This is a genomic window from Enterobacter cloacae complex sp. 394I7 (assembly GCF_057320345.1).
The window spans coordinates 75,512-99,481 of the sequence record NZ_JBXWCR010000001.1 but is presented as its reverse complement, the minus strand read 5'-3'; the positions used below and the strand labels follow the sequence as shown (position 1 = coordinate 99,481).

The window sequence follows — 23,970 nt, the reverse complement described above, 5'->3', positions numbered from 1 at the left end:
GGAGAATTTATGTCCCGAATGGCAGAACAGCAGCTTTATATCAATGGTGGTTATACATCGGCCACCAGCGGTCGCACCTTCGAGACCATCAACCCGGCCAACGGTGAAGTCCTGGCGACCGTTCAGGCCGCCGGACGCGAGGATGTCGATCGCGCCGTAGAAAGCGCGCAGCGCGGGCAAAAAATCTGGGCGGCGATGACCGCCATGGAGCGCTCGCGCATTCTGCGCCGTGCGGTAGACATTCTTCGTGAGCGTAACGACGAGCTGGCGAAGCTGGAAACCCTCGACACCGGCAAAGCGTACTCAGAAACCAGCACCGTTGATATCGTCACCGGCGCGGACGTGCTGGAGTACTACGCAGGGCTGATCCCGGCGCTGGAAGGCAGCCAGATCCCCCTGCGCGATACCTCATTTGTCTATACCCGTCGTGAACCGCTGGGCGTGGTCGCGGGCATTGGCGCGTGGAACTACCCGATCCAGATCGCCCTGTGGAAATCCGCGCCAGCGCTGGCCGCAGGTAACGCGATGATCTTCAAACCGAGCGAAGTGACGCCCCTCACCGCCCTGAAGCTTGCCGAAATCTACACCGAAGCGGGTCTGCCGGACGGCGTGTTTAACGTTCTGCCGGGCGTGGGCGCAGAAACCGGTCAGTTCCTGACCGAGCACCCGGGTATCGCCAAAGTCTCCTTCACCGGCGGCGTTGCCAGCGGCAAAAAAGTGATGGCCAATTCGGCGGCCTCGTCCCTGAAAGAGGTGACGATGGAGCTGGGCGGGAAATCCCCGCTGGTTATTTTCGACGATGCCGACCTGGATCTCGCGGCGGACATCGCCATGATGGCCAACTTCTTCAGCTCCGGACAGGTATGCACTAACGGCACCCGCGTGTTCGTGCCGGCGAAATTCAAAGCCGCGTTTGAGCAGAAAATTGTTGAGCGCGTGGCACGTATTCGCGCGGGCGATCTGTTCGATGAACGCACCAACTTTGGCCCGCTGGTGAGCTTCCCGCACCGCGAAAACGTGCTGCGCTATATCGCCAAAGGCAAAGAGGAAGGCGCGCGTGTGCTGTGCGGTGGCGATGTGCTGAAAGGCGACGGCTTTGACAACGGCGCGTGGGTGGCTCCCACCGTGTTCACCGACTGCACCGATGAGATGACCATCGTGCGCGAAGAGATCTTCGGGCCGGTGATGTCCATCCTCACGTACGAAACCGACGAAGAGGTGATTCGTCGCGCCAACGACACCGATTACGGTCTGGCGGCGGGCATCGTGACTGCCGACCTGAACCGCGCGCACAGCGCGATCCACCAGCTTGAAGCGGGTATCTGCTGGATCAACACCTGGGGTGAATCCGCGGCAGAGATGCCGGTTGGTGGCTACAAACACTCCGGCATTGGCCGCGAGAACGGCGTAATGACGCTCCAGAGTTATACCCAGGTGAAGTCCATCCAGGTTGAGATGGGTAAATTCCAGTCCATATTTTAACCGGGAGGTTTTTTTGCAATTTGACTACATCATTATTGGTGCCGGCTCTGCCGGCAACGTACTGGCAACACGACTGACGGAAGATCCCAATACCACCGTTCTGCTGCTCGAAGCGGGCGGCCCGGATTACCGTTTTGACTTCCGCACCCAGATGCCTGCCGCGCTGGCGTTTCCCTTGCAGGGCAAGCGTTACAACTGGGCGTATGAAACCGAGCCCGAGCCGCACATGAACAACCGCCGTATGGAGTGCGGTCGCGGCAAAGGGCTGGGCGGCTCATCCCTGATCAACGGCATGTGCTACATCCGCGGTAACGCGATGGATCTGGACAACTGGGCAACTGAGCCGGGTCTGGAACACTGGAGCTATCTCAACTGCCTGCCCTACTACCGTAAGGCAGAGACCCGTGACGTGGGGCCAAACGACTACCACGGCGGCGACGGCCCGGTGAGCGTGACCACCTCTAAACCCGGCGTAAACCCGCTGTTTGAAGCGATGGTAGAAGCCGGTGTGCAGGCGGGCTACCCGCGTACTGACGACCTTAACGGCTATCAGCAGGAAGGCTTCGGCCCGATGGACAGAACCGTGACGCCGCAGGGCCGTCGCGCCAGTACCGCACGCGGCTATCTGGATCAGGCGAAATCACGCCCGAACCTGACCATTCGCACCCATGCCATGACCGATCACATTATTTTTGACGGCAAACGCGCGACAGGCGTCGAGTGGCTGGAAGGCGAGAGCACGATTCCGTCAAAAGCGACGGCCAGCAAAGAGGTGCTGCTGTGCGCCGGGGCGATTGCCTCTCCGCAGATCCTGCAGCGCTCCGGCGTGGGTAACGCGGAACTGCTGAAGCAATTTGACATCCCGCTGGTACATGACCTCCCGGGTGTGGGTGAAAACCTGCAGGATCACTTAGAGATGTACCTGCAGTACGAGTGCAAAGAGCCGGTCTCTCTCTACCCTGCCCTGCAGTGGTGGAACCAGCCGAAGATTGGCGCGGAGTGGCTGTTTGGCGGCACCGGCGTGGGAGCGAGCAACCACTTTGAAGCCGGTGGGTTTATCCGCAGCCGCGAGGAGTTTGAATGGCCGAATATTCAATACCACTTCCTGCCGGTCGCCATTAACTACAACGGGTCGAACGCGGTCAAAGAGCACGGTTTCCAGTGTCACGTTGGCTCCATGCGCTCACCAAGCCGCGGGCATGTACGGATTAAATCACGCGATCCGCATCAGCATCCGGCAATCCTGTTCAACTATATGTCCCACGAACAGGACTGGCAGGAGTTTCGCGATGCGATCCGCATCACCCGTGAGATCATGCACCAGCCGGCGCTGGATAAATACCGTGGACGGGAAATCAGCCCGGGCATTGAGTGCCAGACCGACGAACAGCTGGACGAGTTTGTGCGTAACCACGCTGAAACCGCCTTCCACCCGTGCGGCACCTGTAAGATGGGGTATGACGAAATGGCCGTGGTCGACGGCGAAGGTCGCGTTCATGGGCTGGAAGGATTGCGCGTGGTGGATGCGTCCATTATGCCGCAGATCATCACCGGCAACCTGAACGCCACCACCATCATGATTGGCGAGAAAATTGCCGATGCCATTCGCGGGCGCGAGCCGCTGGCGAAGAGTACCGCGGCATATTATGTCGCCAACGGTGCACCGGTTCGCCTGTAACGCAGTTTGCTAAGCAGCCCCTTTCCCAACGGGTGAGGGGCATATTTTACAGACGAAACGCCTCCAGCTTTTTACGCTGCCGCCCTTCCCCGTCAAAATTCGCTTCAGCCAGCCAGGCGCGGAGTTCGGCATCCCGCTGTGGCCATTCGCCATCAATGATTGACAGCATGTCGCTGTCGCGGTTGCGCCCTTTGCGCACCAGCTTCTGACGCAGCCGGCCTTCCCAGACAAACCCCAGCCTTTCCGCCGCATTACGCGAGGCAGTGTTCATTGAATCGCACTTCCACTCCAGCCGACGATAGCCATGCTCGAATGCATTCCTGAGCAGCAGCCATACGGTTTCCGTGCCAAGGCGGGAGCCTTTCATCTTGCGTGACCAGGTGACGTGGCCGATCTCCACCGACCCTTGCATGCGCTCTATTGCCATATAGCTCACCAGCCCCACAGCTTGCCCGGTACGTAAATCGATGACGGCGTACGGCACCAGTTCATCATCCAGTACTTTGCCAAGGACCCATTCTGCGGTGTCTTCAACGCTCACGGGCTGGGTGCTGACAAGCCACGTCCAGTCGCTGTCGTCCCCCAGCGCATAGGCCTCATACAAATCTGCCGCGTGGCGTTCGGCATCCAGCGGCTCCAGACGACAATACTGACCGACGAGCGGAGTGCGGGTTAACGCACGGGCGCATTTCCAGTCTGGGACGATATCGTTAACAGTTTGACCATGTTGATTAAGCTCGGGCACGGCGTTGACTCCCGGAAGGATAAGGGTTTTGTTATAGCAGGTTAAAAAGCGGACGAAAAGAGACGCGGCGTATCGCCTGCTCGGGAAAACGGGGGAAGTGGCGTTTGCACGCCAGGATGACAGCGGTACGCCGGGTAAGACGTCGCCCTACCCGGCAAAACATTATTTCAGCAGCTTCACCGTAGCGTCGATGTCGATCTCATCTTCCGTGAAGATCATCGTCGTATTCTGGAAGGTGGTGATAGCCAGCTTCTTCACCGTGCGCATTTCACCCGGTTTTTTGTCAGACTTGGGTTTGATGTTGTTCATCAGCAGCCCCACGGACAGTACCGCGTTCTCTTTATCTATGCCGGTATCTGCTGGCTCTTCTTCGCTGAACACCACAAACGATTTGATCGAGGTGAGCTTCACGCGCTCGCCTGCGATATAGAGGTGTTTGCTTTCCGGGATCACCTTCACCGCATAGGCGGAAAGGCCTTTGTTGTTGGTTGTGGGCTCGAAGGTCACCGCTGCGTCTTTCTTAATCAGATCAGGGTTGGCGACCTTAATCACATGAAAATAGCGGTTGTCACCGTTTTCATCTTTGATAAATCCAAAGCCTTTATCTTTAAACCACGTTGTGATTGTACCGTTCATCGCTGTTACCGCCTGTCAGATCTCTAAGACTAAAGTTTTGCAGCGCGCAGTGTAATCCACAATGGCTGAGGAGACAAAAAAAAGCCCCTGCACGGGGGCAGGGGAAAACTCATGTCAGAGCTTATTAGTATTTAGTTGAACACCATACCACCGTCAATCAACAGGGACTGACCGGTCATGTAGTCGGAATCTGGCCCGGCGAGATAAGAGACACAGGCGGCCACATCTTCGGGTTCGGACAATCTGCCAAGCGTAATGCGTTTGGCAAACGTTTCAGTGCCGTAGCCGAGCGGTTTACCCGCCGCTTCGGAGACCTGGCGGTCAATTTCCGCCCACATCGGCGTTTTGACGATGCCCGGGCAGTAAGCGTTAACGGTGATCCCTAATGGCGCAAGGTCACGTGCCGCCGTCTGGGTTAACCCGCGTACCGCAAACTTACTGGAACTGTAGACCGCCAGTTCAGGGTTCCCGGTATGGCCTGCCTGGGAACAGGCGTTGATGATCTTGCCGCCGTGCCCTTCTTTACGGAAGGCGTCAATGGCAGCCTGGATACCCCAGATAACCCCTTTGACGTTGATGTTGTAAACTTTGTCGACAATTTCCGGGGTGATCGACTCAATTGGCGTGGAAGGCGCGATCCCGGCATTGTTGACGATCACGTTGAAACCGCCCAGCGCAGTGCGGGCTTTTTCCACCGCTGCAAACACCTGCTCGCGGCTGGAGACATCCACCTTCACGGCGACGGCCTTCCCCCCATTGCGGGTGATCTCATCGGCAACGGCTTTTGCAGTCTCTTCGTTGTAATCCGCGATGGCGACGGCAAAACCGTCTTTCACCAGGCGAAGCGCAATCGCTTTACCAATCCCCTGGCCTGAGCCTGTTACGAGAGCAACTTTTTGCATTTCTCTGTCCTTATATTGATTCACAAAATCTGGCTGAGATGGAGCTGGCCCATCAGCAGCGGGTTATCGCTATAGTCGACGGGAATGGCGACCACGGCCGGGCCATCGACATCCATTGCAGCACGCAGCGTAGGCTCCAGCGCATCCGCGCTCTCGACGGCAAAGCCTTTCGCCCCAAAGGCATCGGCATAGACTTTGAAATCGACCGGGCCGAACTCTACGCCGGAAAGGCGCTGGTATTTTTTCTCTTCCTGGATCGCCACCATGTTGTAGGCGTTGTCCACCCAGATGATGTGCAGCACATTGGCGTTGAGACGCACGGCGGTTTCCAGCTCCATGCTCGACTGCAGGAAGCCGCCGTCACCGGACACCGAGACCACCTTGCGTCCAGGATTGACCAGCCACGCACCAATCGCCCACGGCAGTGCAACGCCCATGGTCTGCTGACCGTTAGAGATCATGACCTGACGTGCGCGGAAGCTATAGAGATAGCGGGCGATCCAGATGTGGAAGCTCCCCATATCAACGGTAAGCGTAACGTCGTTATTGACGATGTCCTGCATGGCCCGCACGATGCGCAGCGGATGCAGGGCAAACTGATTAAGCGAGGCGCCACGGCGATCGAGCAGATCCCGTTGATGCTGACGATCGACCAGGATTTCTGACGCGCGCGCGCTGAGCTCCAGCTTGTGGGCGATCCGGCTCGCGAGCAGGTTCAGCGTTTCGGCGATGTCCCCCACCAGCTCGAGGTCAGGCACATAATTGCGTTCTTCATAGGCGGGCAGCACATCGATATGCACCAGCGTGGCGTCGCCGCTGTTCCACATGGACGGTTCGTATTCCACCGGGCTGTAACCGATGCAGATAATCAGATCCGCCAGATGCAGCAATCTGTCGCCTGCCTGGTTGTTAAAGAGGCCGACACGTCCGGCAAAGCGGGTGAAATGTTCCTGATTCACCGCCCCGGCCGCCTGATAGGTACTGGTGACCGGGATGCGACTTTTCTCCAGCAGCTTACGCAGCGCGGCGCTGTTGGCAGGCTGGCTGGCCATCAGGCCCAGTAAAATGACCGGATTCTTGGCTTTTTCGATAAGCTTCGCCACATCGTTAATGGCGGACTCCGGTGCCGGCCCCATTTTGGCAGTACTGCTGCCCGGCAAAATCGCGCCCGTGGCGGGCTGGTCGACAATATCCTGCGGCAGGCTGACGAACGCGCCCCCTGGCCTGCCGTGCTCGGCAGCGCGAAACGCGTTCGAGACCACTTCGGCAATCGCATCCGGTGAACTTACCTCCACGGCGTACTTCGTCACCGGGCTGAACATGGCGACTGTGTCCATGCTCTGATGCACCAGCTTCGCTTTATCTGCCCGCTTCACGGCACCGCCCAGCGCGACCACCGGGTCGCCCTCACTGTTGGCGGTGGCAATCCCGGTGATCAGGTTCGAGCAGCCCGGTCCGGAGGTGACCAGCGCGACCCCGGCCTTGCCGGTGAGGCGCCCTACCGCTGCGGCCATAAACGCCGCGTTCGCTTCGTGGCGCACGGGAATGATTTCGATGGAGGAATCGAGCAAGGAATCAAACACTTTGTCGATTTTTGCACCCGGAATACCGAAAACCTGCTTCACGCCCTGCGCTTCCAGCTGGCCTACGACCATATCGGCGCCATGCGCCCACTGACGTGCCTGTTTATCACTGTTCACGGTGGTTCTCCTGTTAGTTTTCGACGGAACGGATTGCAGCATCAAGGTTGCTGGGGTGAAGGTTGGCCTGTAAAAATGCGCTGTCGGCAGGCAGGTCGATCATCAGTTTGTGAATTTCACCGAAGGTCAGCACGCCGCTCTCCAGCTGGTAGTCGAGCAGATGCCCGCCGCCCTGACGATCGTCGGTGATAAAATGTTCGTGATATCCCGCGACGTTAATGCCCTGCATATGCTGCGGCGTGCGGAACCCGACCAGTACCCCTTCTCGCTGGTTAAAGCGGAACACTGGCTGGTCGTCCAGCACGTCGGTCATGGCGCGGTATGGCGGCTTTTGACGCGGAACGGTACGGGTGTGGGCGTGGCGGAAATTACCGTCGATGCGTAACGCACAGAACAGGTTATCGGAGGGGATTTGCTGGTCGATCACGTCGTGGATCTGCTGACGGCTGACCGGCGCATCGAAGGTTTTGCGATACTGCGGCTGGAACCAGGTCATCACCGCAAACGGTGTTTTTTGCTCCGGCTTCGCGGCACGGGCACTTCCGTCGGCGCGCAGCTGATACACCTGGCTGCTGAAGGCAATCATTTCGCCATCCAGCTCGTTGAACGTACCCAGACCAAAATCGCCGTGCGCAAGCAGATCGGCGATAGTGGTATCCCCCTCGTACACGCCGCTTAACAGGGCGCTCATTAGCGATGTCTGATAGATCACGCTGTCAGGATGCTGGGCAGAAAACCCACGCAGGGTCTCGCACAAACTGGCCTCACAGTCGCATGCAGATGAATGCACCATCATGCTCGTCCTCTTCAACTTTATTTAGAAAGGTTAAATAAATGTTGACCCGATTCAGCATAGAGTTCCAATATAGAATCCATGCTGGTTTGAGACGTTTTTGATATGGAACTTCGTTATCTGCGGTATTTTGTCGCCGTTGCACGTGAGCGACACTTCACCAAAGCGGCCAAAGCGCTGGGTATTTCACAGCCTCCTCTGAGTCAGCAGATTAAACGGCTCGAGGAAGAAGTGGGCACGCCGTTATTCAGACGCCTGACGCGAGGCGTGGAGCTGACTGAAGCGGGAGAAGCCTTCTATGAGGACGCCTGTAAGATCCTGGCGCTGAGCGACGCCGCGCTGGAGAAAGCCCGGGGCATTGCCCGCGGGCTGAACGGCAGTCTGTCGATTGGGATCACCAGTTCAGACGCCTTTCACCCCAAAATCTTCACCCTTATTCGCCAGTATCAGCTGCAGAACATGGCGGTGAGAGTGCACCAGGTGGAAGCCAATATGTCTTCGCTGACGGCGATGCTGGCGGAGGGTGAGCTGGATATCGCGTTTGTGCGTCTGCCGTGTGAGAGCAGCAAAGCGTTTGAGCTAAAAATTCTCGACCGTGAGCCGATGGTTGTGGCGCTGCATCGCGACCATCCACTGGCGAAGTGTGGATCGCTGGCGCTGGAGCAACTTCGGGATACGCCGGTCGTTTTGTTCCCGCAGGAGGTCGCGCCAGGGTTGTACGATCGCGTTTACGGCTGCTGCGAGCGGGCCGGAATTGACGTGCAGCACACGCTGCAGTCTTCGCAACTTTCCTCTTCCCTGAGCATGGTGTCCGCTGGCGGCGGGTTCGCCCTGGTGCCGAAGTCAATGGCCGCCATTTCGCCCCCCAATGTGACCTACCATGCGCTGACATCACCGGAGCTTTATACCGATATCGCGCTGTGCTGGCGGCGTTTTGAACGTTCGCGGACGGTGAAACGGTTTCTGGCGATGCTGAGTGAAGGGTAATGGCGCGGCGTTGCTTGCGCCCGCTAAGGCCTTTCTGGAAGCCGCCTCGCAAACCTGCAAGTAACCCTGTGTAATTCAGGGTTACTGCTTTTCTTACTCTCCTCCCGGCCGTAAAGTGCCTGCGTTGCGGCACATCCGCAACCGGGCGTAGGAACCCGCATATCACGATACGACAATTATTTTGTCGCGGCAGCGCTCATCCCGTTACACTACGGTCGCGCTGGCGGAGCAACCGAAAGGTTGGCCGTTTTTGTCGTGTGCGGTATTCCTACCTCCGTCAGCGCTACCACCCATGAGCGTAGGAACTTATTGGATGGTCTGGAGTTTTTTTAAAATGGAAAATCACATGACAACTGTCCCTTCCCTGTCTTACGCGCTCTCTGAAGAAAGCGCTATACACCATCTGATTCATCTACAACTGCCTGAATCTGCAGATCTCTTCGAACTGGCCGATGCCTGCACCGCGTATGTAAGCGTGCTGGTAGAAACCGACGATGCGGTCACCCATGCAACACTGTGTACGCGTTTGCTGGCAGTCCTTAAACGCCTTCGCGCGCGTTGTGATTCTGCCCTCCCGCCTTATCTGGTCGAACAGCTGATTGCAGGAGAGAAGATTGTCTCCTGCGTTCCGGACTGCTGGCAGGATACGTCGCTCCAGGTGGACTATGCGCTGGCGTTAACGCAGGCGGTAATGGGCGGAACATTGCCTGCAAACGTGGCAAAAGAGCTGACCGGTCTGCTACATGATATGGTCTGGCTGCTGGCGGAGTTCGTGAAAGAGCCGTATATCACGGCGCACTAAGGCCAGAGCTTAAGGGCCGAAATTCAGCTGGTCTGTGAGCCAGAATTTCGGCCTTAATAATATAAAAAACCCATGCAGACGAAGGGTTAAAGTACTGTGATGGCCTCATCCAGCCAGCCGGGAAGCGTTTCTCTGTACCAGTTCAGGTACAGCTCAAAATCTGTTTTGTTCCGGTCATAGAGCAGGGACACCACTTCTGACACAATCCATGCTTTAGCAAGGGTTATTTCCGTCGCTAGCTGTCGAGCAGGCATATGCAGATAATGCACGCTGTAACGCTCCGCAAGCTGTAAAATGCTTTGCCTGGAGCCCATCCCCTTTACCAGCGGGGCGAGGTCGATAGCCGGACTGCCCGTGCCAAACCTTTCCCAGTCAAAGAGAACCCACTCTCCGTTTTCTCTCCTCCCCCAGTTACCGGCATTGGTATCCCCTGAGATTAAACATTTCTGCCGAAACAAAATGCTGCCCGCTTGCTGAAAACAGCACATCTGGTGGGCCGCGCGGTCCGGTAATTTCAAAAGCGCCAATGATTTTTCAAGCGCTTTCTCGGACCAGGAATGAGGGTGATACACCCAGGTTGGGTCCGGTGGAGTGCGATGAAGATGAGAAAGGCATTTCAATATGTCATCCCCCGACACCTCATCCTGAGACACTTTTCCAGGGATATATTCCAGCCTTAACCGGCGTGGATGTGGATCGGCAGACAACAGCGTCGGCGTTTTGATCCCCCTGCCGTTGAGCTCTTCCGCTGCACGCTCGTAGAAAGCATATTCCACAGGACTAACAGGGCATTTTTCTATGACTTGCTGACCATATTGATCCACCAAACGCTGAACGTTTGCCGCACCCATTTGGGATAAATTCTCCGCAGACATACATGACTCCCTGTGTCAGGTTTGGCTTTAAGGGATAAGTGTAGTGTGATGCGGAGGGATCAGGGGAATTGCGTTTTACGCGCGGTGTTGCGGGTTGTGGGAAGGTCCGTTTTGAGCGAGGTATAGACTTTCATACCCTGAAAGTTATGCTATTAGGTGATCCAGGGTATGCACTTGCTGGTTAAGCGGGATACTTACCCCTACCCTGTCGAAAGGCTGTACACTGATAACACCTATAGATAATTCTGAGTATTTTATGATTTTGTACAAATACATAGACAATGCATCATTAGATCGATTCTTCAAAGATGGCTACATTTCTATAAAATTCACCCCTCACAGTGAGTTTAATGATCCGTTCGAAAGTTATGGATATGCACTTGATGATGAATCAATTGAATCATTGACTATGAGGTATGAGATCAATCAAAACCTTGCCTGTTTATGCCTTTCTAAAAATCCACTCAACGTATTGATGTGGTCACATTATGCTGATAAGCATCAGGGCTTTGTTGTAGCAATCGACACTGAGAAAGCAGGATTTGATGATGAAGCAAAATGCCTGATTACAGCTCCGAAAGGTGAAATTTTTTATTTAGAGAGCCGAATGAAAAGCAAACTAAAAATCAGTCAAGAAAATATCTATGATACTGATATAATTAGTAAATTATTGCTTACTAAATCACTGCATTGGAAATATGAAGAAGAAATCAGAATAATAAAAAAGACAGACGCATTACAAAAACAAGGCACGGTTTTAATTGATAAAATAATTGATCTAAAATCAATAACAGGTATCTATATTGGGATAAACAACAAGAAGGTTGATGAAATAATTAGAAATAACAGTACATTAGAAGCATTGATTTTGAACAAGACAGTGCAGTTATATCAGTGTGAATTTAAGAAAAGTACATGGGATCTCGCCTTAGAAAGTTATGAATACACCAAATACCCGCATGATATGCAGAGAATGGATATATTTGATTCTGCAGAGAAGGTTTTAAGAGCGATGGAACGTAACCACATAGGCGGTTGAGATTATCCGCGGCGATTACCATATCAACAATGTAAGCTCCCGGCATGGAGCGGACTTCCTGAAGTCCCCTAAGGTCCGCAATGAGCGAACAGTGGAAGTTCTGCATGCATATTGACATCGAGAGTCTTGAGCAATGGGGAGCAAGTCAAAGGTTCGAAAGATAGCCACCTGGAAATGCTCTCCTTTGTACGTCATTGAGCAAGATCGGTCAGGCAAACTGAATCGCCTTCGAGCATATTAAGCAGCACGGAGGAAGTCATGTGTGATAATAAAACTGATAGTTACGCCAGACGCTTTAAACAGGTCTTTGATTATATTGACCACCATCTCGATGACGCTTTATTACTGGAAAAACTGAGTGAAGTGGCTCACTTCTCGCCATTTCATTTCCATCGTCAGTTTTGTAGTTATTGTGGGATGCCACCTGGCCGTTACATCCAGATGATGCGCTTAAAACGCGCATCTTATCGACTGGCTTTTAATCCGTTAGAGAAAATCACTGATATCGCGTACGACGCCGGTTTCCAGCATTCTGAATCATTTAGCCGTGCTTTCAGACAAATGTTCGGTCTATCACCGACGCAATTCCGCCAGCAGCCCCCCTGGGTGGATTGGCATAAGCGCATATCCGAACCTTACAAAGCCAGGAGACAAACCATGCAAAGCCAGGTCAGGATCATTACTTTCCCCGCGACGTCAGTCGCAATGCTGACACATTATGGACAACCGGAGCGAATAAACGAAACGGCGGCTCGCTTTATTGAATGGCGAAAAACCACGGGTTTTTCACCGGTTGCCAGTAGCCAGACATACGGTATTGCACCACACGATCCAACCTTAACGCCGCCGGATGAATTTGAGTTCCATATTTGCGGAACCGTCACGTCACCCATTATTGAAGACAATCGCTTCGGGGTGATAAATAGTGACATTCCGGCTGGTCGCTGTGCGGTGTTACGTCATCAGGGATCGCATGATGCGTTAACCGGGTTGGCTAAGTCTCTGTATCGTGACTGGTTGCCAGAGAGCGGAGAGGAACTTCGCGACTTCCCGCTTTTCTTTCATTACCACAACTTTGTGCATGAGGTAGCAGAACATGAATTACTCACGGATATCTATTTGCCGTTAAAATGAGCTGATTCAGGGTTATGGTTCATCGTTGATCTGCTCCCCATCGATTAAAACCGTGATATTTGCAACGTCCGCTCCTGGCACAAAGCGACCAAACTAACGGAGCAGAAGGTCCGCTGTGAGCGATAAGCGGACGTCCCCTGTAAAAGATGCCAGGCTGGATACGGGAATCAAGCACACAGTTGAAGATGCGTGAAAGCTTTTTTTTGCTGAGTAATCACCGGAGTCAAACCATGTTTTCTGGAATGATTTCATCTTTACGAAGTGTTAAAACTTCAAAACCGTCATTGGTCACAGCGACCGTGTGTTCCCACTGGGCCGAGAGTTTTTTATCCCGGGTGACCACTGTCCAGCCGTCTTTTTTGGTTTTTATTTTACTGCTTCCCTGATTTACCATCGGTTCGATGGTAAAAACCATTCCTGCCTGTAACACTTCGCCTGTACCAGGTTTACCATAGTGCAGCACCTGCGGTTCTTCATGCATTTCTTTGCCGATACCGTGCCCGCAGTATTCCCTGACAATGCTATAGCCGTTGGACTCAGCATGCGTCTGGATGGCATGCCCGATGTCTCCCAGTGTTGCACCCGGTTTTACCATTTTTATGCCCAGCCACATGGCTTCCTGGCTTATATCCACCAACCGGCGAGCCAGCGGAGAGACGTCACCAATCAGATACATTTTGCTGGAGTCGGCAATCAGGCCCCCTTTCTCCAGGGTGATATCGACATTAACTATAGCGCCGGCTTTCAGGTATTCGTTGGCTTTAGGAACTCCGTGACAAACCACTTCATTCACAGAAGTATTCAGGACGTAAGGGTAATTATATTGTCCTTTACTGGCAGGTCTTGACTGCAACTCATTGACAATAAAAGCTTCTACGCGATCATTGATGTCCAGAGTTGAGACTCCCGGAACAATAAACGTGTCCAGCATCTCAAATACGGAGGCCAGCAACGCTCCTGCATGACGCTGGCGGGCAAGTTCATCTGCGGTTTTAATGGGAATTGATGGCATTGATAACCTCCATTAAACGGTCAGAACCTGATTTCAGCATCATCATTTTAATTTGTTGATAGTTAAGTTCCGGGTAAAGCTCACTCATCATACCGAGGCGGATCCAGTATTCGGCTTGTGCATTCACTGAACGTGACATCGCTCTGCTTGCATCCCGCACGTCTTCATGCAGCAAATCTGAAATTTTGACAATACCCATAAGCATATACTCTGTAATAGAACATATATATAATGTATATGTTTCATAGACCGTTGTCACGGAGATTTTTGCCGTACGAATAAAGGTCTGCTTCGGGCGCAAAGCGGACAGGCTAAGTGAGCTGAAAGTCCGCTTTGAGCGAAGAGCAGACCTTTAAAAACAATATTTAATGGATTGATTGTAGGGAGCTAAATGATTAGCATCTGCTCTTTCGGACAAAGAAAATGACTGTTAACGATTCCCTCTTCGCATTCTCTCTCGCAGCACTGTTACTTACCCTGACCCCCGGTCTTGATACGGCACTTATTCTGCGCACCGCTTGTGCTGAGGGCGGTAAAAAGGCTTTTCACGCTGCGCTTGGCATTGATGCTGGCTGTTTTGTATGGGGCGCGCTGGTTGCGTTAGGTCTTGGTGCTCTTCTGGCGGTTTCAGAGATGGCTTACACTGTGCTCAAAGTTTGTGGCGCGGTCTACCTGAGCTGGCTGGGCTTACAACTGCTGATACGTCCTCGATCATCTTTCAGTGATGGTGATGACAACAACGTTTCTCAAGGGAACTGGTTTATCAGAGGAATGCTGGGGAATGTGCTCAATCCCAAAATGGGCATTTTTTATGTCTCTTTTTTGCCGCAGTTCGTACCTGCCGGTCACTCACCTTTAATATGGACTTTTATCCTGGTCAGCATCCACGTAGCGATTGGGACTATATGGTCAGTCACTCTCATTTTATCCACGCATTTTGCATCAGCCGTACTGAAGAAAAGTCGCGTTGTCCGAATGATGGACAGAGCAACAGGGGGCTTATTTTTATGCTTCGCGGCTAAACTTGCTATTAGCACGAGATAGCCTTGGGCTGGCTGGCAATGTCCGCTTCTGGCACTAAGCGGACTTTAATCATCGGCCACGTTGTCAAAGGTCAGGACGGATGTTCAGGGTGAAAAATGATGCGTGCCGCTTCGTCGCTGATAGACCGTCAGAATGACTTGTCTGCTCGGTGCAATAATCAGTACCTTTTCCTTCCTGAAAGACAATAATCCCCTAATCACAATAATCCTCCTTAATTAGTGCCTGTCCTGCATCAATCTCTCTCCTCTTCTGCACAGATCCGAAAACTCCCGAAGTCGGATGCTGAGCCACGGGGCAGGCAGACTTCCGCCCTGTCTTGTTACCGCAGAAAAGGCATAAAAAAACCGCCGGGAAGGCGGTCTGTATGCAGCTGACAGGGTGGATCACAAGGTGGCGGTCACGCCGCCAGCGCAGTTGAACCTGTCAGCACTGAAATAACAAGCGGGTCGGTTTTTATTTTAACCAGACAGAAGGAAAAAAAACCCAGATAAAGGCAGAAGCCGAATGTGGACAACAGTATGAAAAGACACAGCGTAAGCTGCCGGTAGCTCTTAATCATGCACATCTTCCCCATACAGAAAAGCATACTCCATCACCCGCTTTCTCCCGGCATGCTCAGCGGCGCGTATTGAAGGCAGGTTACTGCTTTCGATGGTTCCCCATAGCGATGCCGGTGTGCGGGGCGTGCTGAGAAAAGAAAGTAAGGCCTGTTGAGCGGAACCCGCAACATGCTTTCCGCGAAAGCGCGGAATAACGATCTCCTCGGTGATCCACTGTCCGGATATAAAAGCCCGGCGCGCGTTATCACAGATGATAAAACCGGCACGCGACCCCTCATAAACTATGATGAACAGGTTTCCGTCCTTAATGGCATCGCGAATGTCTTCTTCATCTGCAGGAACCACCTTATCCTTCAGGAAAGGATAGCGGGAATACGTCTCGGCATAGGCAAGTTCCAGAGCCTGAAGGCACCACTCAACTGACGGCTGGCAGGCACGCTCAATGCGGACAGTATGGCCGCTGATTACAGCTTCTTTTTTTTCATCCATGCTGCCGCCGACATAGAAAAACTGATCGGCACAACCGCGCGTATCCTCAGACACGGGTCGGAGAACGCGGACTGAACGTGCGCCCATGGGATGCCATACGTCCAGTATTGAGGCCATTGCCCTCCGGGTCAGAGGAGCAGAGCTGGCGACCAGATCAATGAACGGCTTCTTCAAATCGCCGCCTCTGTATCTGGGTCCGGTGAGGTAGTCATTACCGTCGCAGGAAATGATTTTCTGAAGAAAAAAATCCTGAGGCAGACCGGTTTCCCGGAAAGGGAAATTTGATGAAAAATTGCTGTCCTCACACCAGAGCAGCTGTTCATCAATATAGTCTTTCAGGCCGTTCCTGAGTAACCAGGAGTCAACAGGCAGCCTGCTGAACTGCTCAAGCATATAATCAAGCATTAACTTGTTCCTTTTATTTCAACGGGGCAGCCCCAATTACCACTGGGATACCTGTTTTATAGAAAGATAGCATGAGGTTGATGACGTCTTTTCTCTCTGCACCGGGCCGGGCAGAGAAATTGTTGAGGCTCCGGCGTTCAAAGCAAAAGGCAGGTGGAGATGGAAGGGTCCGCTTTGAGCAAGAAGCGGACATGGGACGGAAAAAAGCCGCCTGATAGCTGCTTTACATCTCCAGGGAAACTTATGTGCTGCTTTTACGATACAAAGCAACCGAACCAGCGAGAATTAACAGAAACGACCCGCTGATACGGTTCATCCATTTAATACCGCCAGCTCTCCAGAGGCTGACGGATTTCTTACCCAAGATCGCATAGCCCAGCATCACCGCCACATCGATTAAAACTATCACTGCCGCCAGGCTGACATACTGCGGCAAGGCTGGTTGCGCCGTACTGACGAACTGAGGGAGTAATGCGGTCATGAAGATATAATATTTAGGATTGCTCATGGCGACAAAGAAGCTTTTGAGAAAAAGTGAATGACGCGCCGGAGTTGTTTCCTCAATGCCTCCAGGCAAAGAAGTGTTCGAAGAAAGCAACATTCGCAAGCCGATAAAAGCAAGCCACGCAGCTCCAACCCACTTCAGGGTGACAAAAAGGGTTTCTGAAGCAGCCAGAACAACGCCAAGTCCTAAACCGACCAGCGCTACCAGAAGGATATCCGCTGCTGCTGCGCCAATAATCCCCCATGTCGCCTTCCTGATACCAAAGCGAGCCGCATTATTAAGAGCAAGTAGAACAGTCGGGCCTGGAGTGACGATACCGGCAGACATAATCAGGGCAAAAGCCATAAGGGCAGTTAAAGACATAAAATCATCCTCGCCAAAACTTGCACTATATCAGCAATAGAAGCCGGTGAGGAATGGTTTGGGAGGTGGGAATTAACGGCTCGCTTGTTGAAGATTTACGCCCGTCATTCGCTTGAGATCTCGCTAACAATTTAAACAGCATTTAGATTAGCAAGGTCAGTTATTGGCACAAAGGGGACTTTAATCATCGGCCACGTTGTCAAAGGTCAGGACGGACGTTCAGGGTGAAAATGATGCGTGCCGGTTCGTCGCTGATAGGCCGTGAGGATAACTTGTCCGCTCAGGGCAATAATCAGTACCTTTTCATTCCTGAATGAGAATAATCCAGATATCATAATAATCCTCCTTAATTAGTGCCTGTTCTGAATCAATCTCTCTATTCTTCTCCGCAGATTCGAAAACTCCCGTGATCGGAAGAAAGGTTTATGCCGTGTCGTGACAGAAAAATTAGAACGTCACTCACGACGATATAAAGGCAAAACTTATGTAAAAAAAAGATCATTAAGTACAGACCCGCAGGCTGGAGAGACAGCAGCCTTATCAGCGTACCGGTTTTAAAGCGGCTAGATTTTTTGATGAGAACCCGGCGAACGGGCTGTGGCCGGAGGCAACCCCGGCCGTGTGCTATCAGTTGCACATAGAAACCATCCTTTGGACGCGGCTCCTGTGGCATACATGAAGGTCTGAACAGGACCTTCACTTATCCTATTTCAGGTAGATAATGTTTTCGGCTCTATACTTTGATAGAAATAATTATACTTATCTTCCGAATCAAAAAGTATCTGGATGAACTCATCTTCAATAAGTGTGGCCAGAGTATCGATTACGGTATCCTGAGCAAGACCTGTTATGTTCGAAATATCCTGCACTGTAACAAAGCCATTTATCTGTTTAAGTACAGATACCAATTCCATATTTAAGACGGGTACGATCCTTTTTGTTTTCCTGTTCAATATATAATATTGAGGCTGGTAGGTGGTGTCATTTAAGAAAGTAGTATTTGATACGAATGAGGAGAACCAGGGAAAAAAGGGTACAGCATTCACTGAAAGATTTTCAATCTGAAATTGTATTCTTTTTTTTTGGACAAATTTTGGATACCAGAAACGCCTTACTTTATTGATGGCCTGTAGAGGAGAAAGAAGGAACGCTGAACGTGAACGGGGATAATGCGAAGTTAACGAAATATTAAGCCCGGCCCCCTGACTTTCTATTTCATGAAAACACCAAGAAGGCATGAAAACGGCCATCCCAGGGGTGACAGTGAACTCTTCATTTTTAACACCTAAATTTTTTAGCTTATCAAAATTAATTTTAAGTTTATGAGGCTGTCTTAAATCAACATATTTACACAATAATAAAGACTCCTCAATCAATCTGAATCTTTTCGTTCCCTGCACCTGGAGAAAGAAAGTATTGACCGGATCTGCATGAAGTGAACTCAAAGTGTTACCGTTTGAAATCCAGTGGTTATGAAACACGCTTCCCTTCATATAATCTTTGAAGGTGGTTCTGCTTGCCAGATAATCATCGAAAACATTATTTCCACAAGTCCGGATGGTTTCCCATCCGGCTGGATGGAGTGTTCTCTGAACAAAATAGGTGACATAGTAGTCACCGCTATCCTTTAAAAACATACGCTCCAGGTCCAGTGTTTTCTTCCTGCCCTGAACTTCAGCGTAGAGCGGTTTATCGGCCCAGTACGATCCGTTATGATTACTAGACAAAAATTGTGTTTGTTGAAGAGACAATATCTCTTCAACGCTGCAATTCTCAAGTCGTTGATTTATAACCATATTAACAAATACACATGGACTGCGCATTTTATTTGTATGAAGCATAAGGAGCTCTTTTGTTAACTCCTTAAATTGCATATCAATGGTCTTCATTGTGTAACCTCAGTTCCATTACTGAATTTGAATTGTGTTTTAATCCTGAAACTCAGTGCAACAAAAATTATCATTGTAAATGCAGCCTGTATATATATAACTTTATACAATGCATTGCTTTTAAATGTATGTAACCAGATTACCGGGATAAACCCCGCCAGGAGAATTAAGACTGCAATCGACTGAGGATAGAGTGTGTCATGTAACGCCCTCAGATGACTCATGGACAAAAGCATAAGAGAAGACGCAACAAACAAAGCTGAAATACTGACAAAGTAATTTATACTATATAAATCAGGTGCGGCATTATATAATTCCAGTAAGAAATAATAACTACCTACTCCCAGTATCAGTATGCTGAAGATAGCAATACAACCACAAACAACCCCTTGTTTGTAAATCTGGTAATGAAACTTAAAATCATTTTCGCTAACAAACAAGCTATGTATTTGTGCAAAAGCGGCAAATGGCAGAGATAAAATTCCCGATATACTCATCATTACAGACAAATCTGCCACAAGGCTGCTGTTTATATCGTTGATGCGCTGAGTGATAAGAAAGTATACCGCTTTTTGCCCCGTCAGGCCCAGAGCAACAGGCAACCCGATAACGATTAGTTTTTTTGAGGCCTCTGTAATTTTTAAACCAATACCCTGCCTTAGATTAGCATCTGAATGGGAGACTGTTACCCATACATATAGGCAAAAAAGAATAATCTCGATTAGCAAAAATACGGAAAAAACATGCCAAGTAACAATTTCATCCACAAATACCGAAAGGGATAAGATAGCAACCGCACTGATGAAAGTACTGGCAATCTTTACTTTAGCCATTATCTTGTTGCTTATATAGCTTTCTATGTAATAGAATAAATAAGTGTTAATTATTAAGAAAGGAACGCAAAAGCAATATATTCTCCCAGCCAAATCAACATTTGGATCTACCGTGTTGACTAAGTAAAACAGCATGAATGCAGCAATGAACCCTCCTGAAACCGACAGGATGACAGCCAACGGAAGACCACTCAAAAATATTTCGCTCCCGCTTTCACCTGTCTTTTTTGATGCTGCCGAGAAATTCCCAACCATTGCTAATGGCATCGACATCAGGACTACTGGAAGAGAAAACATCGCAGTAAGATAGGTGAAAGTTCCCAACTCCGGATAGTTGAGGCGGGCGATCATGACGGTGATTAGTGTAAAACCTGCAAAGGGAACCACCCTGCTTGTAATGAATGGTATGATCCTAGATCTGATATTTTTAAAGTAATCTGGCTCACCAAATATCAATGATTTTTTCACCAAATTCCGCCTCGTATATTTTTTGTGTAACATCAAATGCTTTTTTTAAGTTCTTATAATCTGTCTCACCCCGCATACCAAAATATGGGTAGTGGTGAAAATAGTATCCAAAAATATTGTTGCAGTCTCTGATGTACGACCTTGTGTCTAAGATATGATGATGCCAGAATTCATCTATGGCGAGGCTTGGGACAATTACTTTAACAATATTATTGTATTTTTTATTGAGATACAGGAAGTTTTTATAATATTGTTCAGTCATCTGTAACTCTTGCTCAGACCAGACTCGGGAAATTAGCTCATCTGATCTTGATAACTTATTTTTCAACTCAGAAAAGTCAATTTTATCAATGTACTCTACAGCTTCATCAAGAGTGGGTTCTCGCCCGGTAAGCGACACTTCCATAGAATGTGGCAAAGTTTTAGCAATATCGTCCATCATTATGATTCTTCCTTTTTGAGGGGGAGCAATGGGGGAGTGGATCACTCCCCCCGGTATTTCTTACCAGCCACCACCACCCTGGCAGTGGGAATTGGAGTTACTCGGACCAGCACCGGAATAAAGATCCTTACCCTTAACCTTTTGTGCCGGCTTTTTAGAAGAAGCGGCTGCTTTCAGCATTTCAGAAAGTTTTTTCATTTCCATTTCCTTTTTAGGTTATGCGCATCTGCGCCCAGAAAATTAACTACATGTTTACATAAATTTTAATTTCATCTATCCGAAAGTGTGATCTACATCACAATAAAAAAATATTAACTTTGTCCGCTTAGCACAAAAACTCAAGTTGGTTTACGTAGTTTTATCATCTAGCTGGTCGAAGATGTGAAGATTTTAATACTTTCTAAAAAAAGGATTTCTTTATATTCTTTCATAAATTTACTGGTGGTAACTTTTCATGATGAAGCTTTCATCTTGGTATTATTAATCGGCTTATTTCTGTTTTTTTATTTATACAAGTAAGCCCCCTCCCCACTATAATTGGTAGTCTCCATCAGATTTGTCACGCATAATTATTTTTGAGCGAGCAGCTAATCTGCTAAGAGGTATTACGTAAGGTGGTAGCTATGCTTTCATACATAACTACCATTTTTGGTAATACAGAGGAATATATTGAAGAGGCTGACGGTTGCTGACGATATGATGTTGTCTATAAATAGCGTCACGACGGCAGCGTTTCAGTGAGAACATATCATTAAGAGAACATGTGAGGAAATCGCGAACCCTTGTTGGGATGCCGTGAGCCGGAGAAGCTTTACAGACGCCCATCAATTCTGAAACCACTTCCTTTAACGCAAAGTTTCTTTCAGCTTCAGGGCCAGTGTTCCTCTTAACAGCCTTGACCGTATATGGCTTCCCTGCAGGCGCATCGAATTGTGATTTGGATATTTTTTCTAAACTATTATGAAGGAGGTTATGGCATGGTCTTAATCAGGACGCCAAAGTTAAAAGATATACCCTCTCTAAATAAGCTGTTTCTGCAACTAGGATATCAGACAGAGGGAGAACGCTTAGAAAAGCACATTGACCAAGAGTATACCGGTCTTAGCATATTGGTTGCCGAATCAGAAAAAGAACTTTGCGGGGTTATTGTGGTGAATTTTATAACGCCCCTGCACGAAAACGGCTTATGGGCATTAATTTCAGCTCTGGTTATTGACGAATCATTGCGAGGGGCAGGGATCGGGCGGAAACTCCTCATCGCCGCTGAGCAAATCGCCCTGGAGAAAGGATGTTCTCAAATTGAGCTTTCAAGCAGTGAAAGAAGAGTCAGAGCACACAAGTTTTATGAAGATAATGGTTATCAGGAAGTTAGGAAGCGTTTTGTTAAACATCTCGCCGACGTTCCCGTTGTTAATTAACTCCCTCGCAAGGTTTGCATTGTCCGCTTCTGGCAAAAAGCGGACAAGCTAACTGAGCCAAAGGTCCGCCATGAGCGAAAATCGGACAAAAGCCCGCCAGGGGACTGAGTAACGTACCAACTGCTCTCTATAACATGATCAAACAGCACCGTAGGACAAGGTGATTTTTAATACCATCGTTTAGTCTGACAATCCTTAATTACTCTTACTGGGATTAACAAGCTATGACAGTCCAAACACCACAGGTAGTAGCGGAAACTTTTTTTCATCGTATAGCCACAGCAGAAGATGTGAATGAGATAGCGGCACTGGTAAGTGAAAGCGTCGACTGGGTGGTCGCTGGAAATACTCAGTTAGTTCCCTGGATTGGCCGAAAATACGGCAGAAACGGTGTGGCAGAATTCTATGCGCAAATACGGACACACCTCTCACCAGAACATTTTGAAATAAAAGATATTCTCATCAAAGACAAGCGACTGGTTGCTATTGGTGAGCTTGCATCACGCGTTAAAAAAACACAGAAGCTGATTGAAACCGAATTTGTACTCGACATGTACATCGAAAATGGTCTTATTACCCGCTTTCGCATGTTTGAGGATAGCTTCGGAGTTTCCGAGGCGTGCCTTTAATTGCAGATACGTTTATTCCATTGAACGTCCGTTTCTGGCACGCAACGGACAGCCCACGTGGTCATAAGGTCTGCGTTGAGCGTACAGCAGACATTCTGCATTTAGAGACCATTGAAACACTGGAACTCTCTGTAGCTGTTTCATCTATCCTTAGGCTGCTAAGGATAGATTGCTCAAATTCTGCTGTATGTATTCAATAAGCGCTCGTGTTTTAGCGGGCAAATAACGCTTGTCTGAATAAAGTGCGTACAATTGAAGTGGGGCTGGCGGTTGTTCGAACTTAGTCTCGATCAGTCGTCCATCGTCGATGTAGGGCTGGCAGGCCTGTTTCGAAAGAATAGCGAAACCAACACCCGCTACCGCCGCGCGTCCTGCCATCTCTCCGCTGTTTACCCGGTAATGGCCTTTAACCTTTATCGTCTCAAATCCCCCCTTTTTATTCACAAACTGCCAGGGAGCACCTTTAAGTGCATTTACCGTGGTAATACAGGGTAATTCTTCAAATTGCTGTATACGAGAAGGTATGCCATAACGCTGAATGACGGAGGGGGCTGCAACGATGGTGCAAGGGATCGTCACCAGGTGACGGGCTATGTAATCACCGTCATCCATCTGGCCACGGCTCACAATGATGGCTAAATCGAGATCGTCTCTCAGGGATTCAAGACCAGACAAATTTGTGACACAGCTAATTTCCAGATCCGGGTGCTGGCAGGCGAAATCGGCAATCACAGAACCCAGCAGTGCAGGACCTATTTCATTGGGAATACAGATACGTAGTGGCCCCTTGAGCTGCATCTGCCGCAACGTTAATTCTGTTTCAGTCTGCTCAAGTGCATCCATTAATGGCTTCGCCCGGGAATAGAGCAGGTGCCCCGCTTGTGTGAGTTTCATATGTCGGGTGCTGCGCTCAATGAGCTGAAGATTCAGTCTGTCTTCTAGCTGAGAAATACAACGACTAACGTTTGATGTCGGCATTTCAAGGACTTTAGATGCCCCAACAAAACTTTCTCTTTCAACCACCGCAATGAAAACTTTCAGGGTATTAAAATCAAGAGCTGGTCGCATAGACTATCCCATAAATGATAACAATACGTGCCAGTTTTACCATCTACTGAATAAGATTGAAAGCAATTAAAC

Annotated in this window: 25 protein-coding genes; 9 read left to right on the top strand and 16 right to left on the bottom strand. The window is 49.9% G+C overall.

What is annotated here, in order from left to right; translation table 11 throughout:
• Positions 1 to 9: 9 nt before the first annotated feature.
• Both betB and betA read left to right on the top strand, forming a co-directional pair.
• Complete coding sequence (betB, locus tag AC2FAP_RS00460; protein WP_485452804.1) at positions 10 to 1,482, top strand: betaine-aldehyde dehydrogenase; 1,473 nt, start codon at positions 10 to 12, stop codon at positions 1,480 to 1,482.
• Positions 1,483 to 1,495: 13 nt separating this feature from the next.
• Positions 1,496 to 3,160 (top strand): choline dehydrogenase, encoded by a 1,665-nt coding sequence (gene betA, locus AC2FAP_RS00455; protein ID WP_020885039.1) that lies wholly within the window; start codon positions 1,496 to 1,498, stop codon positions 3,158 to 3,160.
• 46 nt (positions 3,161 to 3,206) lie between these two features.
• Here the strand turns inward: betA and AC2FAP_RS00450 are convergent, their stop codons facing one another.
• From AC2FAP_RS00450 to budA, 5 genes are all read right to left on the bottom strand, one after another.
• A complete protein-coding gene (locus AC2FAP_RS00450) occupies positions 3,207 to 3,905 on the bottom strand; it encodes a GNAT family N-acetyltransferase (protein WP_014169054.1) in 699 nt (232 codons plus the stop codon).
• Between the two features lie 162 nt (positions 3,906 to 4,067).
• Positions 4,068 to 4,541 carry a cold-shock protein gene (locus AC2FAP_RS00445; RefSeq protein WP_014169053.1) on the bottom strand — a complete coding sequence of 158 codons (474 nt, stop codon included), beginning with the start codon at positions 4,539 to 4,541 and terminating at the stop codon, positions 4,068 to 4,070.
• 131 nt (positions 4,542 to 4,672) lie between these two features.
• Entirely contained in the window at positions 4,673 to 5,443 is a 771-nt protein-coding gene (locus AC2FAP_RS00440) for a (S)-acetoin forming diacetyl reductase (protein WP_020885040.1), read from the bottom strand.
• 20 nt (positions 5,444 to 5,463) lie between these two features.
• The gene (gene alsS / locus AC2FAP_RS00435; protein WP_086463059.1) at positions 5,464 to 7,185 is read right to left on the bottom strand and encodes an acetolactate synthase AlsS; all 1,722 of its coding nucleotides are present in this window, start codon (positions 7,183 to 7,185) and stop codon (positions 5,464 to 5,466) included.
• A complete protein-coding gene (gene budA / locus AC2FAP_RS00430) occupies positions 7,157 to 7,936 on the bottom strand; it encodes an acetolactate decarboxylase (protein ID WP_025204708.1) in 780 nt (259 codons plus the stop codon). The genes alsS and budA overlap by 29 nt, the downstream gene beginning before the upstream one ends.
• Before the next feature lie 105 nt (positions 7,937 to 8,041).
• Between budA and AC2FAP_RS00425 the strand changes: the two genes are divergently transcribed.
• Together AC2FAP_RS00425 and AC2FAP_RS00420 are read left to right on the top strand one after the other, a co-directional pair.
• Complete coding sequence (locus AC2FAP_RS00425) at positions 8,042 to 8,923, top strand: LysR family transcriptional regulator (RefSeq protein ID WP_014169049.1); 882 nt, start codon at positions 8,042 to 8,044, stop codon at positions 8,921 to 8,923.
• A gap of 346 nt (positions 8,924 to 9,269) precedes the next feature.
• Positions 9,270 to 9,725, top strand: coding sequence for a hypothetical protein (locus AC2FAP_RS00420; RefSeq protein WP_025204709.1), 456 nt, complete (start codon positions 9,270 to 9,272; stop codon positions 9,723 to 9,725).
• Positions 9,726 to 9,811: 86 nt separating this feature from the next.
• On the opposite strand, the gene AC2FAP_RS00415 is transcribed toward AC2FAP_RS00420, so the two are convergent.
• Positions 9,812 to 10,600, bottom strand: coding sequence for a phosphotransferase family protein (locus AC2FAP_RS00415; protein WP_410389798.1), 789 nt, complete (start codon positions 10,598 to 10,600; stop codon positions 9,812 to 9,814).
• A gap of 256 nt (positions 10,601 to 10,856) precedes the next feature.
• On the opposite strand from AC2FAP_RS00415, the gene AC2FAP_RS00410 reads away from it, so the two are divergent.
• Complete coding sequence (locus AC2FAP_RS00410) at positions 10,857 to 11,639, top strand: DUF2971 domain-containing protein (RefSeq protein WP_410389800.1); 783 nt, start codon at positions 10,857 to 10,859, stop codon at positions 11,637 to 11,639.
• Between the two features lie 258 nt (positions 11,640 to 11,897).
• Positions 11,898 to 12,773, top strand: coding sequence for an AraC family transcriptional regulator (locus AC2FAP_RS00405; RefSeq protein ID WP_020885047.1), 876 nt, complete (start codon positions 11,898 to 11,900; stop codon positions 12,771 to 12,773).
• Positions 12,774 to 12,996: 223 nt separating this feature from the next.
• Here the strand turns inward: AC2FAP_RS00405 and map are convergent, their stop codons facing one another.
• Both map and AC2FAP_RS00395 read right to left on the bottom strand, forming a co-directional pair.
• A complete protein-coding gene (gene map, locus AC2FAP_RS00400) occupies positions 12,997 to 13,785 on the bottom strand; it encodes a type I methionyl aminopeptidase (protein ID WP_032677644.1) in 789 nt (262 codons plus the stop codon).
• Positions 13,766 to 13,984: a ParD-like family protein gene (locus AC2FAP_RS00395; RefSeq protein ID WP_032677643.1), complete on the bottom strand. Its 219-nt coding sequence runs from the start codon at positions 13,982 to 13,984 to the stop codon at positions 13,766 to 13,768. The genes map and AC2FAP_RS00395 overlap by 20 nt, the downstream gene beginning before the upstream one ends.
• A gap of 224 nt (positions 13,985 to 14,208) precedes the next feature.
• Between AC2FAP_RS00395 and AC2FAP_RS00390 the strand changes: the two genes are divergently transcribed.
• Complete coding sequence (locus tag AC2FAP_RS00390; RefSeq protein WP_032677642.1) at positions 14,209 to 14,829, top strand: LysE family translocator; 621 nt, start codon at positions 14,209 to 14,211, stop codon at positions 14,827 to 14,829.
• Positions 14,830 to 15,380: 551 nt separating this feature from the next.
• Here AC2FAP_RS00390 and AC2FAP_RS00385 read toward each other — a convergent pair.
• The 7 genes from AC2FAP_RS00385 to AC2FAP_RS00355 form a co-directional block, all read right to left on the bottom strand.
• On the bottom strand, positions 15,381 to 16,283 hold the full coding sequence (locus tag AC2FAP_RS00385; protein WP_079231303.1) for a hypothetical protein: 903 nt from the start codon (positions 16,281 to 16,283) through the stop codon (positions 15,381 to 15,383).
• Between the two features lie 241 nt (positions 16,284 to 16,524).
• The gene (locus tag AC2FAP_RS00380; protein WP_032677640.1) at positions 16,525 to 17,151 is read right to left on the bottom strand and encodes a LysE family translocator; all 627 of its coding nucleotides are present in this window, start codon (positions 17,149 to 17,151) and stop codon (positions 16,525 to 16,527) included.
• 206 nt (positions 17,152 to 17,357) lie between these two features.
• Positions 17,358 to 17,486, bottom strand: a complete 129-nt coding sequence (locus tag AC2FAP_RS00375) for a hypothetical protein (protein WP_255358169.1) — start codon at positions 17,484 to 17,486, stop codon at positions 17,358 to 17,360.
• 375 nt (positions 17,487 to 17,861) lie between these two features.
• Entirely contained in the window at positions 17,862 to 19,040 is a 1,179-nt protein-coding gene (locus AC2FAP_RS00370; protein ID WP_032677638.1) for a cupin-like domain-containing protein, read from the bottom strand.
• Complete coding sequence (locus AC2FAP_RS00365; protein WP_311383229.1) at positions 19,037 to 20,341, bottom strand: hypothetical protein; 1,305 nt, start codon at positions 20,339 to 20,341, stop codon at positions 19,037 to 19,039. Before AC2FAP_RS00365 ends, AC2FAP_RS00370 begins: the two co-directional genes overlap by 4 nt.
• Entirely contained in the window at positions 20,316 to 20,783 is a 468-nt protein-coding gene (locus AC2FAP_RS00360) for a glycine-rich domain-containing protein (RefSeq protein ID WP_410389802.1), read from the bottom strand. Before AC2FAP_RS00360 ends, AC2FAP_RS00365 begins: the two co-directional genes overlap by 26 nt.
• A gap of 60 nt (positions 20,784 to 20,843) precedes the next feature.
• Positions 20,844 to 20,981: a hypothetical protein gene (locus AC2FAP_RS00355; protein ID WP_155964410.1), complete on the bottom strand. Its 138-nt coding sequence runs from the start codon at positions 20,979 to 20,981 to the stop codon at positions 20,844 to 20,846.
• Between the two features lie 779 nt (positions 20,982 to 21,760).
• Here AC2FAP_RS00355 and AC2FAP_RS00350 point away from each other — a divergent pair.
• A complete protein-coding gene (locus AC2FAP_RS00350) occupies positions 21,761 to 22,201 on the top strand; it encodes a GNAT family N-acetyltransferase (RefSeq protein WP_032677635.1) in 441 nt (146 codons plus the stop codon).
• A gap of 224 nt (positions 22,202 to 22,425) precedes the next feature.
• The gene (locus AC2FAP_RS00345) at positions 22,426 to 22,830 is read left to right on the top strand and encodes a nuclear transport factor 2 family protein (protein ID WP_032677634.1); all 405 of its coding nucleotides are present in this window, start codon (positions 22,426 to 22,428) and stop codon (positions 22,828 to 22,830) included.
• Between the two features lie 150 nt (positions 22,831 to 22,980).
• Here the strand turns inward: AC2FAP_RS00345 and AC2FAP_RS00340 are convergent, their stop codons facing one another.
• On the bottom strand, positions 22,981 to 23,898 hold the full coding sequence (locus AC2FAP_RS00340; RefSeq protein ID WP_032677633.1) for a LysR family transcriptional regulator: 918 nt from the start codon (positions 23,896 to 23,898) through the stop codon (positions 22,981 to 22,983).
• Between the last annotated feature and the right edge of the window lie 72 nt (positions 23,899 to 23,970).